This window comes from Scleromatobacter humisilvae, from assembly GCF_023231945.1.
In the GTDB taxonomy this organism is placed as follows: Bacteria; Pseudomonadota; Gammaproteobacteria; order Burkholderiales; family Burkholderiaceae_C; genus Scleromatobacter; species Scleromatobacter humisilvae.
The window spans coordinates 1,398,018-1,417,080 of sequence record NZ_JAJLJH010000001.1 but is presented as its reverse complement, the minus strand read 5'-3'; the positions used below and the strand labels follow the sequence as shown (position 1 = coordinate 1,417,080).

At 68.9% G+C, this 19,063-nt stretch carries 20 protein-coding genes and 1 pseudogene; 5 read left to right on the top strand and 16 right to left on the bottom strand.

Annotated elements, in window-relative coordinates; translation table 11 throughout:
* Positions 1 to 16 precede the first annotated feature (16 nt).
* Positions 17 to 343: an STY0301 family protein gene (locus LPC04_RS06820; RefSeq protein WP_275681422.1), complete on the bottom strand. Its 327-nt coding sequence runs from the start codon at positions 341 to 343 to the stop codon at positions 17 to 19.
* A 219-nt stretch (positions 344 to 562) separates the two neighbouring features.
* Between LPC04_RS06820 and LPC04_RS06815 the strand changes: the two genes are divergently transcribed.
* Both LPC04_RS06815 and LPC04_RS06810 read left to right on the top strand, forming a co-directional pair.
* A complete protein-coding gene (locus tag LPC04_RS06815; RefSeq protein WP_275681421.1) occupies positions 563 to 1,603 on the top strand; it encodes a hypothetical protein in 1,041 nt (346 codons plus the stop codon).
* Positions 1,600 to 2,217 (top strand): ABC transporter ATP-binding protein, encoded by a 618-nt coding sequence (locus LPC04_RS06810; protein WP_275681420.1) that lies wholly within the window; start codon positions 1,600 to 1,602, stop codon positions 2,215 to 2,217. The genes LPC04_RS06815 and LPC04_RS06810 overlap by 4 nt, the downstream gene beginning before the upstream one ends.
* A gap of 1 nt (position 2,218) precedes the next feature.
* On the opposite strand, the gene LPC04_RS06805 is transcribed toward LPC04_RS06810, so the two are convergent.
* The 5 genes from LPC04_RS06805 to LPC04_RS06785 all read right to left on the bottom strand — a co-directional run bounded on the left by LPC04_RS06805 (position 2,219) and on the right by LPC04_RS06785 (position 8,511).
* On the bottom strand, positions 2,219 to 3,094 hold the full coding sequence (locus LPC04_RS06805) for a 2OG-Fe(II) oxygenase (protein WP_275681419.1): 876 nt from the start codon (positions 3,092 to 3,094) through the stop codon (positions 2,219 to 2,221).
* Between the two features lie 4 nt (positions 3,095 to 3,098).
* Positions 3,099 to 3,740 (bottom strand): hypothetical protein, encoded by a 642-nt coding sequence (locus LPC04_RS06800; RefSeq protein ID WP_275681418.1) that lies wholly within the window; start codon positions 3,738 to 3,740, stop codon positions 3,099 to 3,101.
* Positions 3,741 to 3,784: 44 nt separating this feature from the next.
* Complete coding sequence (locus tag LPC04_RS06795) at positions 3,785 to 4,414, bottom strand: hypothetical protein (protein WP_275681417.1); 630 nt, start codon at positions 4,412 to 4,414, stop codon at positions 3,785 to 3,787.
* Positions 4,415 to 4,433: 19 nt separating this feature from the next.
* On the bottom strand, positions 4,434 to 5,855 hold the full coding sequence (locus LPC04_RS06790) for a cytochrome-c peroxidase (RefSeq protein ID WP_275681416.1): 1,422 nt from the start codon (positions 5,853 to 5,855) through the stop codon (positions 4,434 to 4,436).
* Between the two features lie 178 nt (positions 5,856 to 6,033).
* Positions 6,034 to 8,511: an alkaline phosphatase family protein gene (locus tag LPC04_RS06785; RefSeq protein ID WP_338055427.1), complete on the bottom strand. Its 2,478-nt coding sequence runs from the start codon at positions 8,509 to 8,511 to the stop codon at positions 6,034 to 6,036.
* 215 nt (positions 8,512 to 8,726) lie between these two features.
* Between LPC04_RS06785 and LPC04_RS06780 the strand changes: the two genes are divergently transcribed.
* The gene (locus tag LPC04_RS06780) at positions 8,727 to 9,422 is read left to right on the top strand and encodes a YceH family protein (protein WP_275681414.1); all 696 of its coding nucleotides are present in this window, start codon (positions 8,727 to 8,729) and stop codon (positions 9,420 to 9,422) included.
* 9 nt (positions 9,423 to 9,431) lie between these two features.
* Here LPC04_RS06780 and LPC04_RS06775 read toward each other — a convergent pair whose 3' ends face one another.
* The 3 genes from LPC04_RS06775 to LPC04_RS06765 form a co-directional block, all read right to left on the bottom strand.
* Positions 9,432 to 10,364 carry an LpqB family beta-propeller domain-containing protein gene (locus LPC04_RS06775; protein ID WP_275681413.1) on the bottom strand — a complete coding sequence of 311 codons (933 nt, stop codon included), beginning with the start codon at positions 10,362 to 10,364 and terminating at the stop codon, positions 9,432 to 9,434.
* A 111-nt stretch (positions 10,365 to 10,475) separates the two neighbouring features.
* Entirely contained in the window at positions 10,476 to 10,808 is a 333-nt protein-coding gene (locus LPC04_RS06770) for a hypothetical protein (protein ID WP_275681412.1), read from the bottom strand.
* 97 nt (positions 10,809 to 10,905) lie between these two features.
* Positions 10,906 to 11,532: a c-type cytochrome gene (locus LPC04_RS06765; protein WP_275681411.1), complete on the bottom strand. Its 627-nt coding sequence runs from the start codon at positions 11,530 to 11,532 to the stop codon at positions 10,906 to 10,908.
* Positions 11,533 to 11,671: 139 nt separating this feature from the next.
* Here LPC04_RS06765 and yihA point away from each other — a divergent pair, with 139 nt between their 5' ends.
* Positions 11,672 to 12,415, top strand: a complete 744-nt coding sequence (gene yihA, locus LPC04_RS06760) for a ribosome biogenesis GTP-binding protein YihA/YsxC (protein WP_275681410.1) — start codon at positions 11,672 to 11,674, stop codon at positions 12,413 to 12,415.
* Between the two features lie 2 nt (positions 12,416 to 12,417).
* Positions 12,418 to 12,891, top strand: a complete 474-nt coding sequence (locus LPC04_RS06755) for a group II truncated hemoglobin (protein ID WP_275681409.1) — start codon at positions 12,418 to 12,420, stop codon at positions 12,889 to 12,891.
* 66 nt (positions 12,892 to 12,957) lie between these two features.
* Here the strand turns inward: LPC04_RS06755 and LPC04_RS06750 are convergent.
* The 7 genes and pseudogenes from LPC04_RS06750 to LPC04_RS06720 form a co-directional block, all read right to left on the bottom strand.
* Positions 12,958 to 13,098 (bottom strand): annotated as a pseudogene (locus LPC04_RS06750) (IS3 family transposase); the annotation flags it as partial.
* Between the two features lie 146 nt (positions 13,099 to 13,244).
* The gene (gene groL / locus LPC04_RS06745; protein WP_275681408.1) at positions 13,245 to 14,891 is read right to left on the bottom strand and encodes a chaperonin GroEL; all 1,647 of its coding nucleotides are present in this window, start codon (positions 14,889 to 14,891) and stop codon (positions 13,245 to 13,247) included.
* Between the two features lie 132 nt (positions 14,892 to 15,023).
* Entirely contained in the window at positions 15,024 to 15,314 is a 291-nt protein-coding gene (gene groES / locus LPC04_RS06740) for a co-chaperone GroES (RefSeq protein ID WP_275681407.1), read from the bottom strand.
* Positions 15,315 to 15,505: 191 nt separating this feature from the next.
* The gene (locus LPC04_RS06735; RefSeq protein WP_275681406.1) at positions 15,506 to 15,808 is read right to left on the bottom strand and encodes a hypothetical protein; all 303 of its coding nucleotides are present in this window, start codon (positions 15,806 to 15,808) and stop codon (positions 15,506 to 15,508) included.
* Positions 15,809 to 15,834: 26 nt separating this feature from the next.
* A complete protein-coding gene (gene rtcA, locus LPC04_RS06730; protein WP_275681405.1) occupies positions 15,835 to 16,872 on the bottom strand; it encodes an RNA 3'-terminal phosphate cyclase in 1,038 nt (345 codons plus the stop codon).
* Positions 16,873 to 16,888: 16 nt separating this feature from the next.
* Positions 16,889 to 17,713 carry a nucleotidyltransferase domain-containing protein gene (locus LPC04_RS06725; RefSeq protein WP_275681404.1) on the bottom strand — a complete coding sequence of 275 codons (825 nt, stop codon included), beginning with the start codon at positions 17,711 to 17,713 and terminating at the stop codon, positions 16,889 to 16,891.
* Between the two features lie 46 nt (positions 17,714 to 17,759).
* Positions 17,760 to 18,983 (bottom strand): RtcB family protein, encoded by a 1,224-nt coding sequence (locus LPC04_RS06720; protein WP_275681403.1) that lies wholly within the window; start codon positions 18,981 to 18,983, stop codon positions 17,760 to 17,762.
* Between the last annotated feature and the right edge of the window lie 80 nt (positions 18,984 to 19,063).

Genomic DNA, 19,063 nt, shown 5'->3' with positions numbered 1-19,063 from the left:
GTGCGCTTTCGGGCGATCAGCGACAGCTGAAGTCGATGTGCCGCGGTTGGGGGGCCAGCTCCTTGCCGTATTTCGCGACGCAGATCGTCGGTGCCATCGGCAAGGGCCTCGACAGCCTCAAGGCGTTGTGTCCGTACGCGCATTGCACCCACACGCCACCTCGCATCGGTTCGTCGAATTCCCAGCTCACGCGCGTGCCGTTCGCCGATGTCGGCTTGAGCTCGGCACCTTCGGACGGCGGTCCGTTGTAGAGCGCTGCGCTTTCGAGCGGCGCGACGAGGTGGCGAGTGCCGACGAGATCGTGGCCGTCGAGGGCGTCCACCTTCGGATAGACGTCGGGCATGAATGAGCTCCTTCTGAGGTCGGACGGTGCGCTCCTGCACCGTTGCCACCATGCTAGGAACGCCACGAAAATCCGCCCTGCGCCAAGCAGCGCGCTTCCGCGAATTCGGCGCGCCACGGAACTTCTCGTTCGCGCCCGGGCTCCCAACCCGACCCGACGAACAGGCCAAGCATCCTGAAGACCACGCTGATCCCCGTCCGCCTCGAACGCACGCGCGAAGTGCTGCGCGAGCTGCTGCGCTCGTTGACGCGGGCGCTGCCCATCGTCGCGGGCGTGGCGGGCCCGATCGTCATCGCCAGCTTCGCGCTGCTGGCCTGGGCGGGCGTGGCGCCGATGAAGGCGGTGACGCTGCCCTGGCGCAGCGGCGCGTCGCTGTGGCTGGTGCAGGCGATGCTGGCCGCCTGGCCCCTGTGGGCCTTGCGACGTCGGCTGCTGCCCGAGGCGTGGTGCGTCCAGCTGCGCTGCCTGCCCTTCACGACCCGCGCGCTGTGGGGGTCGGACGTCGCCGTCAGCGCCGTGGTGCTGGCGCCGCTGGCCGGGCTCTACGCGCTGTCGGTTGCCGTGTTCGCGCTGCATCGTCCGCCGTGGTGGCTGCAGGCGATGCCGTGGGCGCTGGCGTCGCTGGCGGGGTCGTGGATCGCGTCGTGCCTGATCGGGGCCGGCGCGCTCGCGTGGCAGCGGCGCAGCGTGGGCGTGCGGGCGCAGCGCACGATGCGGGCGCAATCGCCCGAGGTGCTGCTCGCGGCGCGGCCGGGTGCGTTCGCGGCGTTGCTGTGGTGGCCGGCGTGGCGCGACGCATTGACGCCGGGCGCGCGTGGCCTCATCGCGGGCGTCGTGGCGGCGATCGCGTTGGCGGCGGCCTGGACGCAGGGCTGGTGGCCGATCGTGCCGGGCGCGGCGTGGGCTCTCATGTTCAGCATGCTGGCGATCGCACTGACCGAGCGGCTGCAGCGCACGATGGAGTCGCACCTGGCCGCGCTCGCGCCCTGGCTCGCGTCGCTGCCGGCATCGGGCGGATGGCGCTGGCGCGCGCGCGTGGCGATCTGCGCGCCGATGCTGGTCGCGGGCGCGGCCGCGGTGTTGCTGGTCGTCGCGTCGCGCCCGTGGCGCGCGGGGCCTCTGATGGCGTTCGCGCTCGGGCTGGTCGCGGCGCCCGCGGCGATGACGTCGGTGCCGTCGGCCCATCGCGAGGCCCACGTCGCGCTGTGGGCTGTCTGCACGGGCCTGTTGACGGCCTTCGGGAGCGAACTTTGGAATTGAACATCGACCGACTCGTCTTCGCCTACGGCCAGCGCTGGCTGTTCGAGGGCTGGAGCGCGCGTGCCGGTGCCGGCGTGACGTGGGTGCAGGGCGCCAACGGCAGCGGCAAGTCGACGCTGCTGCGCCTGCTGGCCGGCGCGCTGGCGCCGCGTCACGGGTCGTTCGAACTGGCCGGCTGCCGCTACGCCGCGGGCGACTCGTCAGCCCCGCTCGCTTGGCGCCAGCAGACGTTCTGGTGCCTCAGCGACCCGCCGCCGACGCCGTGGCTGACCATCGCCGAATGCCTGGGTTTCGTCAGCGGCACCTACCCCGATGTCGACGCGCAGCGCGTGCGCGAGCAAGTCGAGGCGCTGGGCCTGACGAAGGCGCTGTCGACGCCGCTGCGCGACGCGTCGCTGGGCCAGCAACGCAAGACGCTGCTGGCGCTCGCGCTGGCCCTGCCGGTGAAGCTGCTGTTGCTGGACGAACCGTTCAATGCGTTGGACACGGCGTCCGCCCGCCATCTCGCCGACACGCTGACCGCCCGCGCGCAGCGGGGCGGCCAGGTGATCCTGCTGACCAGCCACGTCGAGCCGCACGTGCCGGTGCGCGAGCGCTGGCTGCTGGGCGACTGAATCAGGCCGACACGAAGCGCCGGTTGCGCATCCACTTCGTCACGACCCACTTCTCGCCCTGCGTGACGGCCGCGCTGGCGTGCAGCGAGCGCGCGTCGACCGCGCCGTGGTCGTCGCCGTACTCGAAGTAGATCGCGTTGCCGCGCAGCGGGGACGTCGCGATGCCCAGCGCGGGAAACAGCGTCTGGCCGCCGGCCGGCACGTCGTTGAGGTAGGTCACCAGCGTGCTCACACGCTGGCCGCTGCGGGCGATGGACTCGCGGTTGGCCGCGTTGCCCGGCTGCAGGTAGTCGTGGTGCGGCTCGCTGCCGGCGCCGGTCGGATAGTGCAGCACCTGCAGGCCTTCGCCGTTGTCCAGCGGCAAATTCATCACGCGCGAGAGCCGGCGGTCGAGGCGCGCGATGAACTCGTTCTCCGCGAGGCGGAAGAACATGCCCCAGCTGCTGCGCTTGTCGCTGACGATGTCCTGGCCCGTCGCGGGGTCGACCAGCGTCGACGGCTTGAGCCGCGGCCGCGCCAGCTCGATGAGCGTGCGGCACTCGTCGGCGTCGAGCACGTTGCCGAGCGAGGCGCAGACCGGATCGTCGATGCGCATGTGCACGGCGATCTCGCGGTCGCCGCCATCGATGCGCGTGCCGGGTGCGAGACGCGCGACGGGCGCGGCGGCCGCCTCGTCCGCCAACTCGATGCTGTCGACCGGCGGTGCGATGCCGCGGCGGCGCGCGTCCGCGTACGCGGCGACGACGGCCTCGGCGGCGCGCGCGTCCATGCCCTGCTGGCGCATCGTCCCGACCAGCGCCGCCGGCGCCTGGCCGCGATCGAGGTTGGCCGTCAGCCAGTGGCCCAGCTGCGGCGCGAAGCGGATCAGGCGCGCCATCGCCTCAGACGGCGCCCGGCACGGCGACCCAGCCCTTGTCGGTCAGCGCGAAGCCCTGGCGCATCTTGAGGCTGCCGTCGGCGCCCTTGATGACGCGGGCCACCATCGGCAGCACGCGGCTCGCGTCGGGGTCCTGCATCCACGGCGCGGCGGCGATGTGGTACGTGTAGCTGACCGCCGCGGAGGACTGCTGCTTGTCCAGGTCCCAGCTGTCGACGCGGTCGACGCTGATCTGAGCGACGCAGAGGTCGTTGGCGTGCGTGCTGCCGTCGCGGCCCTTGTGCGCGTGCGCCTTGTAGTACTTGCGGCCTTCGTCGGTCAGCGCGTAGCGCTTGATTGCGCCGTCCGGGTTCTCGTCGCTCCTGGGCACGGGCACGATCGTGCTCTTGACCAGGCCCAGCTTCTCGAACACCGGCAGCTGCACGGCATGGCGCGCGTTGGCGCCGGCCTCGGCCTCGGTGAGATCGATCGGCCAGTCGTACATCGCCAGGCAGACCTCGCCGTTGCCGTCGGCCAGGAAGCTGCGCAGGCCGGCCTCGAAGTTCTCGCGCGACGGCGCCTTGGGGTCGGACGGGCCGCTGCATGCGGCCAGGGCCGACAGGGCGAGTGCGGCCATCGCTGCGATCTTGATGTGATGTGTCTTCATGTCGAGGTTCATGTCTCAGGAAAAAAGGAGTCGCGGATGCGGGGTCAGTCCGACAGCTCGTCGGCCACCCAGCCGTCCGGGGTCAGGTGGACGCCGAGGCGCAGCTGCAGCACGCCGGCGTTGTCGATCGAGCGGATCGCCATCGGGAACGCGCGCCGCGCCTCGGGCCTGGCCATCCACGGCGCCGGGTCGACGATGCGGTACGAGAACAGCAGCGAGGTCGCGGTGCGGCCGTTGACCGGCTGCGGCTTCTCCCAGCCGAACAGGCGATCCAGCTGCAGCTTGGCGACGCAGAAGTCGGCCGGATGGACCGCGCGTTCCGTCGGCGTGGCGACGACCACCGGCACGTGCAGCCAGTATTTCTGCCCCGCCGGCGTCAACGCGTACTCGCGCGCGGGCAGCGTCGCGCCCTGGCGCGCCACGCTCGTGTCGCGGCCGCTGACCAGGCCCAGCGTCTCCAGCACCGGCATCTGCTCCGCGTCGGGGCTGCGCGCCTGGCGATCGGCCTCGGTCACGGCGATGGGCCAGTCGTACTTGGCCAGGCACAGGTTGCCGCGCTGCGCGAGGTAGTCGTTGAGCGCGGCGGTGAAATTGTCGCGCGTGGGCAGCTGCGCCTGCTGGTCGTGGCAGGCCGCGAGCAGCGTGAGAGCCGTGAGGGCCAGCGTGGTCCGCATGCATCGATTCATGGCCGGCTCAGTTCACGCAGGGGCCGCTGGTCGGCGTCGTCGCCGGCGGCTGGTAGCCGTCGCTGAGCGTGCCGAGGAAGCAGATCAGGTCGGAGATCTGCTGCTCCGTCAACGCGGGCGCCGAGCCGGGCGCGCGCGGCAGCACGCCGTCGCCCAGCGTCGTGGCGAGCGTGTTGTTCGGCGGCGTCGTGCCGGTGCCGAGGGGCACTTCCTCGTCGACGTTGCCTTGCTGGCCCGGCGGGATGTCGTTGAACTTGTTGACCGTCGCGCCCGGCAGCACGCTCAGCTGCAGGGCCCAGCCGGGCGTCGACACCGGCGTGCCCGAGCCGCCGCTGGACGGATACCAGAACTCCGGATGGGTGTCGCGCGTGTTGTAGAAGTGGACGACCTGGTTGAGCGAGTGGAACACGCCGTTGTGGAAGAACACGCTGCGCGTGGCCGCGTTGCGCAGCGTCGGCACCTTGAACTTGCCGCAGTAGGGGTCGGGCGTGCCGAGCTGCGCCGGCGCGTGGTCGGTGCGCAGCGGGCCGCACAGGCCCATGTCGAAGTAGCCCGAGTCGGCGTCGTTGGCCGGGATCGGGTCGGGGTTGCCGGGGATGGAGCTGTCGTTGCGCGGCGCGCCGATGGCCTGGTACGTGAAGTCGGTCATCAGGCCGACGTTGCCGTTGAAGTTGGGGCCCGCGAAGTGGCACGCCGAGCAGTTGGCCGCGCCGTCGAACACCTGCGAGCCGCGCTTCTCGGCGGCCGTCAGGTCGCCGCCGATCTTGTTGTGCACGGCGAGGTCGTACTTGCTGGAGTAAGGATGGAAGCTGCGGTCTTCCGTCTCGAAGGCCTGGATCGCCGCGCCGAGGTTGGCGAAGGCGGTGTCGACGTTGCCGAACGCGTCGGCGCCGTAGACCTGCCTGAACAGGTCGGCATAGCTGCCGGCCTGCACCGCGGCCACCACGTCCGCCTTCGAGGCCGCGTTCATCTCGAGCGGGTTGAGCAGCGGCAGCAGCGCCTGCGAGGCCAGCGTGGCGGCGCGGCCGTCCCACATGAAGCCGCCGCCGGCGGCGGCGCCGGTCACGCCGTCGGGGTTGGCGGCGTTGTCGGCGTAGGGCGGGGTCGCGTCCTTGTAGCGCAGCGACGGCACGGCGCGCGTGCCGGCCCGGGTCGGATCGGAGCCCAGTTGCACGGACAGGCTGTTCGGCGGCCCGTAGGCGTATTGCGGCGAATGGCAGCTGGCGCACGACATGTTCTTGCCGCCCGACAAGGTCTGGTCGACGAATGCCTTCTGGCCGATCTGGGCCGCCAGGCTCAGCGCCGGCGCGGCGGGCGTGCCGGGGGTGCTCGCGGCCGGCGTGCTGCCGCCGTCGCCACTGCCGCCGCAGGCGACGAGCGCCAGCAGCGCGGCACCGGCGGCGACGAGCGATAGGTTGCGGATCTTCATGCTCTGGAAAGGACTTCGCCGTCGTATTCGCATGACGTCTCGACGGGAAGACGGCGTGCGAATGAGACGGCTTCGATGGGATTCGATCGAAGAGGCGAGCCGGCGCAAGGCCGGCCCGTCGGAAAGGTCGTCTGCGCGATCGCGGAACGGCAGGCCGTCCCGCGATCGCGTGCTCGACTTACTTCAGCGACCAGACGTTGGTCTGGTTGGCGTCCGCGCCGACCTGCGGCGTCACGCCCGAGGCGGCACCGACGGGGACGATGCCCAGCGGGTCCAGCTTCTGCGTGTACGTCGCCGGGATCTTGTACGCGTGGTTGATCGGACGCACCGCATCGAAGTGGGTGTCCGCGCTGCCCGCGAATTCCGGCAGGGCCGCGATGTTGGCGGCGATGAACGCTTCCGTGTACTTCGCGCGGTTCAGGTACGTCGCATCCTTGGTCGGGTCGGCCAGCTGGAACATGTCCTGCAACGTGCGAACGAACGCGAAGTGGCTGTAGGAATCGCTGTCCTTGATGCCCTTCGGCGCGGTGCCGACGTCCTGCTGGTTGCTGATCACGGCGTAGATCGAGTTGCCGTGGCCGTTGTTGCCGCTGGCGTAGCCCACCGGGGCCGACGTCGCCGAGGCCACGCCGCTGGCGGAGACCGCCACCGGCGCCGCGCCCGAGTTCACGCCGCCCGCGTTCCAGCCGCAGCAGGAAGAACCGTGCGCGGTGCCTTCGCCTTCGTCGAACATGACGACGATGGCAACGCGCTTGTTCTTGTTCTGCCACAGCGGCGAGGCCTGGATCTTCGAGATCACCTGCTGCAGGTAGATGTCGGCGCGCGTGATGCTGGGGTTCTGGCCGTTGTTGCTGTTGGCGCCGCCGTTGCAGGTCTCGGTGCCGTCGCCCACGCCGTGCATGTCGTCGCACTGGTCGGGCACGACGAAGTTGATGGTACCGACGTCGCCGGCCGCCAGGTCGGCGCCGAACTGGTCGTAGATCCACTTCGTCGTGTCGTACGTGCCGCCGTTGGCGGTGGAGAACGGCGACGTCGAGGTCCAGTCCGATGCCGTGAACTGCGAGCCGAAGACGGTGCGGTTGTCGGCGTAGAACTCCGGCAGGTTGCGCGCCGTCTGGTAGGCGATCGACGGGCCGTGCTTGACCTTGTACAGGCCCTGGTTCAACTGGTAGGGCTGGCTGTCGGCGATGGTGCCGTTGGTGCCGACGACGTCGGTGCCCGTGTAGGCCTTGGCGACGTGCTGGGCCTGGCTGTCGGCGCGCGGATCCAGGCCCGGGTTCATCGACTCGCTGTAGGTGCGCGCCGTCAGGCCGGCCTTGGACAGCAGCGTGAAGAGGTTGTCGCCCTGCGCGTTGTGATTCGTGCCGGGGCTGGCTGGGTTGGGCGCCGTGCTGCAGGTGTTGCCCGCGGTGGTGCTGAAGCCGGCGTTCATGCTGGCGTCGGTGTAGGTCACCGTCTTGGTCGTGGCAGTGCCGCCGACCGGGGTCAGGCCGTAGGTGTAGCCGGCGGTCGCCAGTTGCGGGTAGAACGCCACCGCCGGGATCCGGCTCGTCGCCGGCAGCAGTTGGCCGTCCGACGCCGTGCCGCCCGGGAAGGCGACGTCGCTCGGGGCGTTGGCGCCGACGGCGCCGCAGCCGAACCAGTTGTCGTCGGTGATGCCCCAGTCGTCCGCGCCGCCGAGCGCCGTGTAGTTCGGCTCGGACGGGTTGCCGGTGGAGTAGTACGTCGTCAGCTGGTTGTAGGTGCTCAGCAGCTTGTTGATGTACGGCGCGCGCGCGTTGCCCAGGATGGCGTCCGTCGACTTGTTCTCCTCCATGATGACGAAGATGTTGTCGTACGCCGGCACGCCTTCGATGTTGAAGGCGGCTTGCTGCGACTGCGCATAGGTGATCGCGGTGCGCGTGTCGGCGGGGGCGCTGGCGCCGCTGGGCATGGCCAGCGTGTCGGGGTACTTGTCCTTGCGATCGAGCTTGGCCGTCGCGTAGGTGTAGCGGTTGGCCAGCGAGTTCGACTCGTACTGCAGCGCGTACTGCTCGGGGGCATTGGTGATGGAGGACGGGTCGGCGACGACGTCGGCATCGGAGACGGTGGCGCTGCCCTTGTTGAAGGCCGGGCCGGTCAGGCGCTTGGCGACGGCGTCCACCTCGGTCGCGTAGGCGGTGCCGTTGGCTTCGACCAGACGCTGCACTTCAGTCGACAGCGGGCTGATGACGATCTTGGTCGCGCCCTGGGCGGTGACCTGGGCGGCGGAGGCGCGCAGGATCAGGTGCGCCGGCACGGCGGCGGAAGTGGCCGTGTTGGTGGCCGTCGTCGGGATGTCGGCGACGAACTGGCCGGCGGTGGTCGTCGGCGCCGTCAGCGAGAAACTGCCGGTGGCATCGGTCGTGGCCGAAGGTTCGCCGGCGTCGAGGACGCCGTTGCCGTTCGTGTCGATGAAGACGGTCGCGCCCTTGTAGTAGCCCGAGGCGAGCTTCGGGTTGCCCGAGACGTCGGCCGTGGCCGAGGTCGCGACGACCTTGCCGGTGTACGTGGTGTTCTGGACGGGCGGGGGGGTGCTGCCGCTGTTGCTGTCGCCGCCGCACGCTACGAGAGCGCAAGCCAGGCTGACGGGCGTCAGGATGTGCAGGACCCGGCGCTGCGCGATGTTGCTGTTCAAGTTGATCTCCTCAGGGGTTTGTTGGCGGGGCCGCATATCCCGACCAGGCGCCTACGCTAACGAGCGTTCGTGAAACAAAAATGTCATCGGACGTATCCCTCGACTTCGGTACGCGATGGCGGCTGTCATGAAGGCGTCATGAATCGCCCGCGGCGAGCGCATGCCCATGTCGACGTGCGCGGGTCGCCGGTTCCGGCGCGAGCGATACTGCGGCCATGACCCTGCCCACGCTTTCGCTCCTCGAGACCCGCATCCTGGGCGTGCTGGTCGAGAAGCAGCACACCGTGCCCGACAGCTACCCGCTGAGCCTCAACGCGCTCACGCTCGGCTGCAACCAGAAGACGGCGCGCGACCCGGTGATCAACGCGAGCGAGGGCGACGTGCTGGCCGCGCTCGACACGCTGAAATCGTTGCACCTCGTCCTCGAGGGGTCCGGCAGCCGCGTGCCGCGCTTCGAGCACAACGTCGCTCGCGTGCTCAAGCTGCCGGGCCAGAGCGTCGCGCTGCTGGCGATGCTGATGCTGCGCGGCCCGCAGACCGCCGCCGAGCTGCGGCTGAACACCGAGCGCCTGCACCGCTTCGCCGATATCTCGTCGGTGGAGGGCTTCCTGGACGAGATGGCCACGCACGAGCCGCCCTTCGTCGTCAAGCTCGCGCGCGCGCCGGGCGCGCGCGAGTCGCGCTGGGCGCACCTGGTCTCGGGGCCGGTGGCCGAGGCCGCGCCCGCGGCGCCTCAGTCCGGCCCCGGCACGCCGCTGGCCGACGCGGCGCTGGGCTTGTCCGAGGTCGCGGCGATGCGCGCCGAGCAGCTGCGCATGAAGGGCGAGCTGGAGCGGCTGCGCGCGCAGGTGGTGCGGCTGGCGAAGGCGCTGGGCGTCGATCTCGAGGACTGGCCCGACACCGCCGGCTGAGGCGCCTCGTTACCGCTTGGCCTCGAGCTGCGCGGAGAAGATCTCGCAGCCGACGACGCCGTCCGCCTTCGCGCAGATCGGGAAGTACAAGGCCTTGCCGTCGGGCGACCACGTCGGCGCGGTCGCGCGGCCTTCCTTGTGCACGACGCGCGTCACGTGGCTGCCGTCGGCGTCCATCACGTAGATCTGCTGGTTGCCGCCGCGATTGGACGCGAAGGCGATCCGGCTGCCATCGGGCGACCAGGCGGGCCAGCCGTCGAAGGCCGGGTCGTGCGTCAGGTTGTGCGGGTTCGAGCCGTCGGCGTCGGCGACGAAGACCTCCGAGTTGCCGCCGTCGATGATCTTGCGGAAGGCGATGCGACGCCCGTCCGGCGACATCGCCGGGTAGGTGTTGATGCCGCCGGTGATCAGGCGGGTCACGGCGCGGGTGGCCACGTCCACGCGATAGATGTCCGATTCGTTCTTGCGCGGCGGATCGAGGTCGTCGGTCGTGCAGTAGAGGACGGACGCGCTGTCGGGCGTCCAGCTGGGATGGATGGCGTGCACCGTCGCCGGAGACAGCGCCTCGACGCCGGTGCCATCCGGATTCATCATGGCGATCACCTGGCCGCCGTTGGCGTCCGAGACGAAGGCGATCTTGCGGCCATCGTGCGACCACGCCGGGTCCTCGTGGTCGAACGGTTCCTGCGTGATCTGTCGCACGTTGCGGCCATCGACGTCGGACGTGAACAGCTGCTGCATGCCGGCCACGACGGTCAGGAAGACCATGCGCCTGCCATCCGGCGAGAGGGACGGATCGGCCGTGATCGACGCCGTCACCTGCCGCGCCTGGCCGAAGAGGGTGGGCGGCTGGGCCGCGGCGCGCGTGGCGGCCAGGCCGCCGGCCGCCAGGCAGGCGAACAGCGCGACGGATCGGTGCAGGCGAGGCGAGGTCGATGTCACGTCCGGCTCCTTGGGCATCAGTCCCGCGTCCGAGTGTGCGGCGCCTGCGGGCCGCGGGCAATGCGGTGGGGACCAGCGACGGAAAAGGAGCGCCGAACGGCGGCCTTCAGGCTAGATCGCGGGCCCGTCGTCGCCGAACAGCTTGAGCGCATCCTTGGACGCGCGCTCGCGGTAGCCCTTGCGGCCGAACAGCTTGGTCTGCGCCTCGACGGGCAGGTCGGTGATGTTGATGACGTTCTTCGAGATCAGCGTGTCGATCACGTCCTCGATCACGCGGATGAAGTCGGCGTCGAGCGACGCAAAGCCCTCGTCGTGCACGACCGGGCCGGCGCCGAGGAAGGCGCGCACGTCGGGATGGTCGTCGGGCAGGAACTCGGTACCGCCCTCATCGCGGCGATGGAGGCTGTCGATGACGCCCGAGGCGTTGCGGCGGATGAACGGCATCGGCCCATGATAGCGGCCTGCGCGCCGCCGGCCTCACTTGCCGCTGTTGAGACCTTCGGCCTCCCCGGTGGAAGGGCGATGATCCTGCGGCTCACGCTCACTTGCCGCTGTTGAGACCTTCGACGTAGTCGGACACCGCCGCGATCTCCGCGTCGCTCATGCGCGCGGCGATCGCCGTCATCTGCGGGCTGTTGCTGCGCTTGCCGGCGCGGAACAGGCCGAGTTCGGCACTGACGTACTCGGCGTGCTGGCCGCCCAGGCGCGCGTACTGCGACGGGATGCCGGCGCCGACGGGGCCGTGGCAGCCGGCGCAGGCGGGCACCGACTTCTCGGCGATGCCGCCGCGCCAGATCTTCTCGCCCAGCGCCACCGTGGCCGGCGTCTTGGACTTGCCCGGCTTGGCCGTCTTCGACGCGTAGAACGCGGCGACGTTGCGCATGTCGTCGTCCGACAGCGTGGACGCCATCGGCTTCATGATGGCGTTGTCGCGCTTGCCGGACTTGAACTCGGCGAGCTGCTTGACGATGTAGTCGGCGTGCTGGCCCTGCAGGATCGGATTCGTGGGGATGCCGCGCGAGCCGTCCGCCGTGTGGCAGGCGGCGCAGACGGTGGCCGAGATGGTTCCGCCCTTGGCGAGGTCCGGCTTGGCCGGCTCCTTCGCTTCATCGGCCATCACGGAAGTGGCGAACAGGGCCGCCAGGGCAACAACGCACAAGGACTTCATCGACGAACCCTTCAGCAGAGGCTTTTTGGAAGGAGCAAACCCATCGATTTTACAATGCACCATGACCCATCCCAGGCCCCCGCGCAAACCCTCATCCCCGCGAACCGCGGCGGCCCCTGTCCATCAGAAGCCGGTGGTGGTGTCCGACGAGGCCAAGGAGGGCCTCGGCTGGCTGCACACGGCCAAGTTCCTGACCTCGGCCAGCAAGATCTCGCAGCTGCCCCAGGGCGACATGCCCGAGATCGCGTTCGTCGGCCGCAGCAACGCGGGCAAGTCGTCGGCGATCAACACGCTGGCCCAGCAACGCCAGCTCGCGTTCGCGTCGAAGACGCCGGGCCGCACGCAGCTGATCAACCTGTTCACGCTGGGCGCGCGCGAGGCGCCCGACGCCTTCTTCGCCGACCTGCCCGGCTACGGCTACGCCGCCGTCGCGCGCGGCAAGAAGCTGGTGTGGCAGAAGGTGATGGCCGACTACCTCGAGGTGCGGCGCGCGCTGATGGGCGTCGTGCTGATGGTCGACAGCCGCCACGGCTTCACGCCGCTGGACCTGCAACTGATGGACTTCATCGCCCAACGCGTCAAGACCGGCGAGATCAAGCTGCTCGTGCTGCTGACCAAGGCCGACAAGCTCAGCAAGGCTGAGGCGAAGCAGGCGATAGCCGGCGCGTCCGCCGTGCTGGCCGACTACACCACCGACGACTCCGACATCGGCGTGACGCTGTTCTCGTCGCTGCGCCGCGTCGGCGTCGAGGACGTCGCCGAGCAGATGCTCGCGTGGAAGGCGGCGATGCCCGAGCGCGTGCACTTCGAGCTGCCGCCGATGCCGCAAGGCGAGGGCGGCGAGGCCGCCGACGAAGACTTCGAAGAAGACGACGAGGCCTGAGCATGACGCCGCCGCCGGTTCCCACGCTCTACGCCTGGCTCGGCGGCATCGAGGCGTTGAAGCGCCTCACCACGCGCTTCTACGAGCACGTCGCGCAGGACGCGCTGCTCGCGCCGGTGTTCGCGCACATGGGGGCCGACCATCCGGCGCACGTCGCGGCTTTCCTGGGCGAAGTGCTGGGCGGCCCGGCCACGTATTCGGCGGAGCACGGCGGCCATCCGCACATGATCCGCCAGCACCTGGAGCGCCACCTGACGCAGGACAAGCGCCGGCGCTGGGTCGAGCTGCTGCTCGCGACGGCCGACGAACTCGCGATGCCGGACGACCCGGAGTTCCGCTCCGCGCTGGTGGGCTATCTCGAATGGGGCTCGCGGCTCGCCGTCATCAACTCGCAGCCTGGCGCGAGCGTCGACGAACACGCGCCCATGCCCAGGTGGGGCTGGGGCGAGGTCAAGGGCCCCTACACGGGCGCGTGACGGCCGCTACGGCCGTCCGATGAACAACGCCACGCCCAGCTCGGCGCGCGGTGCGTAGGTGATGCTCAAAACCGTCGAGCTTCCCTGTATCCCGTAGCGCATCCGCGCTTGCTTGTAGGTCAGCTCGCCTTTTTCGACCTGCTCGACCACTGCCAACCTGAAGGCGAGCGCGTAGTCGCGCCGTGTTCGCTTGGACCCTGTATCCATCACGTTTTCCTTTCCTCGCAAGAAAAGGTGTCAACGCTGGGCAGGACGGGTCAGTGCCATGAAAAAAAGGACTGCCGAGGCAGTCCCTTCTTGCATGTCGCGAGGACACGGCCCCGGGCCGCCTCGCGGCGCCCCGGGCGCGGACATCACATGTCCATGCCGCCCATGCCGCCCATGCCACCCATGCCGCCGCCGCCCATCGAAGGCGCGTCGTCCTTCGGGGTCTCGGAGACCATGCACTCGGTCGTCAGCATCAGCGATGCGACGGACGCGGCGTTCTGCAGCGCGGTGCGGGTGACCTTGGTCGGGTCCAGGATGCCCATCTCGATCATGTCGCCGTAGGTGCCGTTGGCCGCGTTGTAGCCGTAGTTGCCCTTGCCGTTCAGGACGGCGTTGACGACCACGCTGGCTTCGTCGCCGGCGTTGTAGACGATCTCGCGCAGCGGCGCTTCGATGGCCTTCAGGATCAGCTTGATGCCCGCGTCCTGGTCGGCGTTGTCGCCCTTCAGCTCGCCGATGCCCTGGCGAGCGCGCAGCAGCGCGACGCCGCCACCGGCCACGATGCCTTCTTCGACGGCGGCGCGCGTGGCGTGCAGCGCGTCTTCGACGCGAGCCTTCTTTTCCTTCATCTCGACTTCGGTCGCGGCACCGACCTTGATCAGCGCAACGCCGCCGGCCAGCTTGGCCACGCGTTCCTGCAGCTTTTCGCGGTCGTAGTCGCTGGTGGCTTCCTCGATCTGGATGCGGATCTGCTTGACGCGCGCCTCGATGTCGCCGGCAGCGCCGTTGCCATCGATGATCGTCGTGTTTTCCTTGCCCACTTCGACGCGCTTGGCCTGGCCCAGGTCGGCCAGCGTGACCTTGTCCAGCGTCAGGCCGACTTCCTCGGCGATGACCTTGCCGCCCGTCAGGATGGCGATGTCTTCCAGCATGGCCTTGCGGCGGTCGCCGAAGCCCGGGGCCTTGACGGCGACGACCTTCAGGATGCCGCGGATCGTGTTGACCACGAGGGTGGCCAGCGCTTCGCCGTCGACTTCTTCAGCGATGATCAGCAGCGGACGGCCGGCCTTGGCGACTTGTTCCAGCGTCGGCAGCAGGTCGCGGATGTTCGAGATCTTCTTGTCGAACAGCAGGACGAACGGGTTGTCCAGCAGCGCGACTTGCTTCTCGGGGTTGTTGATGAAGTACGGCGACAGGTAGCCGCGGTCGAACTGCATGCCTTCGACGACGTCGAGCTCGTTGGCCAGCGACTTGCCGTCTTCGACGGTGATGACGCCTTCCTTGCCGACCTTGTCCATCGCCTCGGCGATGATCTGGCCGATCGAGTCGTCGGAGTTGGCCGAGATCGTGCCGACCTGGGCGATTTCCTTGGACGTCGTCGTCGGCTTCGAGGCCTTCTTCAGCTCGGCGACCAGGGCGGTGACCGCCTTATCGATGCCGCGCTTCAGGTCCATCGGGTTCATGCCGGCGGCCACGTACTTCATGCCTTCGCGCACGACGGCCTGCGCCAGCACGGTGGCGGTGGTGGTGCCGTCACCGGCGTTGTCGCTGGTCTTGGAAGCGACTTCCTTGACCATCTGCGCGCCCATGTTCTGGAGCTTGTCCTTCAGCTCGATTTCCTTGGCCACGGACACGCCGTCCTTGGTGACCGTCGGGGCGCCGAACGAGCGCTCGAGAACGACGTTGCGACCCTTGGGGCCCAGCGTGACCTTGACCGCGTTGGCCAGGATGTTCACGCCTTCGACCATGCGAGCGCGGGCGTCCGCGCCAAAAATGACGTCTTTAGCTGCCATGAGATGTTTCTCCGGAATTCAGTGTTGGGGGTGTTCAGGACGGCTGCATCAGCGCAGCCGGGGGCATCTGCCGCCTGGCCGGCTCGGGCCGGCCAGCCTGGAGCGCGAAGCGCAACGCCTCGCGCGGTGTGCTTACTTCTCGACGACCGCGAAGAGGTCTTCTTCGCGCATCACGAGCAGTTCGTCGCCGTCGACCTTGACGGTCTGGCCGCTGTACTTGCCGAACAGCACGCGATCGCCGACCTTGACGTTCAGGACGACGAAGTCGCCCTTGTCATTGCGCTTGCCCGGGCCCACGGCCAGGACTTCGCCCTGATCCGGCTTCTCGGCGGCCGCGTCGGGGATGACGATGCCAGAGGCGGTCTTGGTTTCTTGTTCCAGGCGCTTGACGACAACACGGTCGTGCAACGGACGAAGCTTCATTTCATCTCCTTCAATGCATTCGCAGTAAGACTTGCGGCGGGTCTACTCAAGAGTGAGTGCCAGCTCGCATAGTTCGGGCAAGTGCTCCGGCGGCCCACGCCACCATCGCTAGCACTCGCGGCTGTTGAGTGCTAGCAAGCATTATAGGGACCGGAGATGACGATTCAAGAGTGGGGTGGTTGACGGCGAGGTCATCGCGGCTGTCGAACCATCACGCGCAGCGGCCAGCTCGCGGCGCATGCCACCCGATTCGGCTCAAGCTGCTGGAATGCAGCCTCGACCGCTTCGGTCAGCGCAGCGTCGCGAGAAGCGGGCGCGGACATCGCATCGGCCACGCTCGCGAGCGCCTGGCAGCGATACCACGGGTGTCGGATGGCGCGGGCGACTGCCAGCGCGCGTCGGACGTCGGTTCGAGCCAGCAGCTGGGCTTCGCCTCGGCCCGCCACGTCCTCCGAGGTCAGATGCTCGGCACCGCCATTGTTTGCATCGGTCATGTTCCGTGACCGTGGACACGCACTACTCAGCGTGCGTCCACCGACACCCTCCAGCCCTTGTCGATTGCCTGTGTCTCGAACGATACCGGCAGAAAACGCCGGATCACATCGAAGTTCGTCGTCGCATGGTCGGTCAGCTCCGTGCAGGTGTACGCCGCCGAGCTGCCGCGCCGCCACACGGCCAGCGCAAGCGGCAGCGCCCACTGGTCAGCCAGATGCGGACCCAGGGCGGCGGTGGAAGCCGCATAGGCCCGTACGTCGGCGACCAGCGACTGCGCGACCTGTTCGGAACTGACGCCCTTCTCGCCGAACCGCGTGAACAGCTCGCACACCTGCGCATGCGCCAGCGTGGCCATCAGCGCGTTGCCGGGACCTTCGTTCTGGCGAACGACGGGGATGCGCAGCTGCTCCGGCGACAAGGCGAGCGCGCGCGCCAGCGCATCGAGCTCGCGACGCGCCACGGCGCTGGGAAGCGCGGGCGCCAGGCACTCCGCGTAAGTCTCGACCGGCTCACCGCGTTCGAGCAGGTCGAAGGCTTGTAGCGCGTCGCCAGCGGGGTGCAGCGTCACGTGGATCTCACCACCCCCGGCCGGATAGAAACCCAAGCGGCGCAGCGACAGCTCGGACGTCGCGCCCAGGCGACGCAGCAGCGGCGCGTAGGAGCGCTCCAGGAAGTGGAACGGCGGCGCCATGGGGTTGTGAGTTCCGCCCGAGAGCCGCAGGCGCGACGGCGCGTCCGCCAGCATCAGCGCGGGCCAGATCGTCTGCAGCACCAGCGTGCAGCTGCCCGCCGTGCCGACGCTGAACGCGTAGTCGCCGGCCTTCACCGGGCCCGGCTCGAACACGAGCGTGCCCGAGCCCAGCTCGGCGCCTTCCACCGCCGCGCCGCAGATTGCAGCCGCGGCCTGGACACAGCTCAGGTGTTGCCGCATCAGGCCCGGCTTCGCGCGCCTTGCGCGGATGCGCGCGAGCGTGAACGCCTGGCCCGTGCACATGGACAGCGCCAGCGACGTGCGCAGGATCTGGCCGCCGCCCTCGCCGACGGAACCGTCGATCTCGATCATGGAATTCCTCGTTGTTCTAGTTGTCCTGCCGTGCATCGAAGTGCAGCACGGCATCATGCAGGCAGGCGTCGAGCGACGCCGTGTCCGCCTTGGGTTGCTTCGCGAACGAATGTGCCTGCGCGACGGCCAGCTCGCGCTCGATGAAGTCGTGGATCCCCATCCAGCGTGGACTGGTCGCGGATTCGCCGGCGCGCATCTTGACCTCGAGCAGCGCGTCGATCTCGTCGACCAGCGCGGCGTCCAGCGTGGTCGCCCCCACCAGGTCGGCGAAGCGCATCGGCGGCACGCCGCGGCCCTCGCGGATCCAGCGCGCGGCCAGCAGCGGCCGCAGTACGTAAAGGTACTTCTTGTAGCGCACGACCTCGCCGTACAGATGCTCGCGCAGGTTCTTCTTCGCCATCGAGACGTAGTGGTGGTAGCCCCGCACCGCCGAGAAGCCTTGCTCGGCGAGCTCGCGCAGCCGCGCCGTCCACGTCGCGTCCTGGCGATAGACGATGGGCGAGCGCAGCCACTCGAGCAGCGTCGGATTCGAGTCGCGCAGCAGTTGCAGCGCCTTGCGCAGATCCCAGCCGCTCACGTCAAGCTCGCCGCTGATCGGCTGCTCGATTACGTCGCGGCCGGGCTCCACCGTCAGGTACCACGGCAGCTTGTGGACGTAGACGAAGCGCACGTCGTAGTCGCTGTCCGGCGAGGCGAAGCCCCAGCCGCGGCTGCCCGACTCGCAGGCGAACAGCACGCTCACCTCGTGGCGCCGCTCCAGCTCGGCCAGGCTCTCGAGAACGCTCGTGCGCATCTCGTCCGAGACGGGGTGCGCGCTGCGCACAGTCTTGTTGTCGTTCATGCCCTCTCTCCTTTTCTTCATTCTGGAGGGAAGAGGGCAACGGCCCTCAACCCTTGACGCAAACCACCTGCTTCAGCGTGTGGACCACTTCGACCAGGTCACGCTGTGCCGCCATCACGGCGTCGATGTCCTTGTAGGCCATCGGGATCTCGTCGATCACGTCCTTGTCCTTGCGGCATTCGACGCCCTCCGTCGCCTTGATCTGGTCATCCACCGTGAACAGCTTCTTCGCCTTGGTGCGACTCATCACGCGACCCGCGCCGTGGCTGCAGCTGTCGAAGCTCTCCGGGTTGCCGAGGCCACGCACGATGTAGCTGCGCGCGCCCATGCTGCCCGGGATGATGCCCATCTGCCCCTTGGCCGCGCTCACCGCGCCCTTGCGGGTGACGAACACGTCCGCGCCGAAGTGGCGTTCCTGCTGCACGTAGTTGTGGTGGCAGTTGACGGCCTCGACGTGCGACTCGAACGGCTTGGTGATCACCTTGCGAACGGTCGCGATCAGGTTGGTCATCATCACTTCGCGGTTGCGTTGCGCGAACTTCTGCGCCCAGCTCACCGCGCGCACGTAGTCGCCGAAGTACTGGGCACCCTCCTCGAAGTACGCCAGGTCCTGGTCGGGCAGGTTGCGTTCGTGACGTTCGGCGTCCTTCTTCGCGAGTTCGATGAAGTGCGTCCCGATGGCGTTGCCGACCCCGCGCGAACCCGAGTGCAGCATGAACCACACGGCCCCTTCCTCGTCGAGGCAGACCTCGATGAAGTGGTTGCCCGTACCCAGCGTCCCCAGGTGCTTGCGGTTGTTCGTGTTCTTCAGGCGCGGATGCAGCTCGCACAGCGCGTCGAACTCGTCGGCCAGCGTGGCCCAGATCTGGTCCACGGTCTCCGGCGGGTTCTCCCAGCTGCCGGTGTCACGGCCGCGATTGCGCGGCACCGAGCCGTGCGGCACGGCGCGCTCGATGGCCGAACGCAGCGGCCCCAGGTTGTCCGGCAGGTCCTCCGCGCGCAGCGTCGTCTTGGCGGCCATCATCCCGCAGCCGATGTCGACACCGACCGCGGCCGGAATGATCGCCTTCAGCGTCGGGATCACCGAGCCGACGGTCGCACCGATTCCCAAGTGGACGTCGGGCATCGCAGCGATGTGCTTGAACACGATGGGCAGGCGCGCAGCGTTCGCGAGCTGCTTGCGTGCCTCGTCCTCGACGGGGACGCCGCGCGTCCACATCTTGATCGACACGCCGCCGGCGACGTCTTCAATGTTGTAGTTCTGTTCCATGGTTCATTCTCTTCAACAAAGATGCGGTGACCAGGATCGGTGAAGTGTTTTTCTGCGCCACCCGTTTCCGGGCCGGGATT

Excerpts from the sequence above, each read along its gene's own strand:
- LPC04_RS06820 (WP_275681422.1), bottom strand. The coding sequence starts at position 343 with ATGCCCGACGTCTATCCGAAGGTGGACGCCCTCGACGGCCACGATCTC.
- LPC04_RS06805 (WP_275681419.1), bottom strand. The coding sequence starts at position 3,094 with ATGGCGCGCCTGATCCGCTTCGCGCCGCAGCTGGGCCACTGGCTGACG.
- LPC04_RS06800 (WP_275681418.1), bottom strand. The coding sequence starts at position 3,740 with ATGAAGACACATCACATCAAGATCGCAGCGATGGCCGCACTCGCCCTG.
- LPC04_RS06795 (WP_275681417.1), bottom strand. The coding sequence starts at position 4,414 with ATGCGGACCACGCTGGCCCTCACGGCTCTCACGCTGCTCGCGGCCTGC.
- LPC04_RS06790 (WP_275681416.1), bottom strand. The coding sequence starts at position 5,855 with ATGAAGATCCGCAACCTATCGCTCGTCGCCGCCGGTGCCGCGCTGCTG.
- LPC04_RS06780 (WP_275681414.1), top strand. The coding sequence starts at position 8,727 with ATGACCCTGCCCACGCTTTCGCTCCTCGAGACCCGCATCCTGGGCGTG.
- LPC04_RS06770 (WP_275681412.1), bottom strand. The coding sequence starts at position 10,808 with ATGCCGTTCATCCGCCGCAACGCCTCGGGCGTCATCGACAGCCTCCAT.
- LPC04_RS06765 (WP_275681411.1), bottom strand. The coding sequence starts at position 11,532 with ATGAAGTCCTTGTGCGTTGTTGCCCTGGCGGCCCTGTTCGCCACTTCC.
- LPC04_RS06755 (WP_275681409.1), top strand. The coding sequence starts at position 12,418 with ATGACGCCGCCGCCGGTTCCCACGCTCTACGCCTGGCTCGGCGGCATC.
- groL (WP_275681408.1), bottom strand. The coding sequence starts at position 14,891 with ATGGCAGCTAAAGACGTCATTTTTGGCGCGGACGCCCGCGCTCGCATG.
- groES (WP_275681407.1), bottom strand. The coding sequence starts at position 15,314 with ATGAAGCTTCGTCCGTTGCACGACCGTGTTGTCGTCAAGCGCCTGGAA.
- LPC04_RS06735 (WP_275681406.1), bottom strand. The coding sequence starts at position 15,808 with ATGACCGATGCAAACAATGGCGGTGCCGAGCATCTGACCTCGGAGGAC.
- rtcA (WP_275681405.1), bottom strand. The coding sequence starts at position 16,872 with ATGATCGAGATCGACGGTTCCGTCGGCGAGGGCGGCGGCCAGATCCTG.
- LPC04_RS06725 (WP_275681404.1), bottom strand. The coding sequence starts at position 17,713 with ATGAACGACAACAAGACTGTGCGCAGCGCGCACCCCGTCTCGGACGAG.
- LPC04_RS06720 (WP_275681403.1), bottom strand. The coding sequence starts at position 18,983 with ATGGAACAGAACTACAACATTGAAGACGTCGCCGGCGGCGTGTCGATC.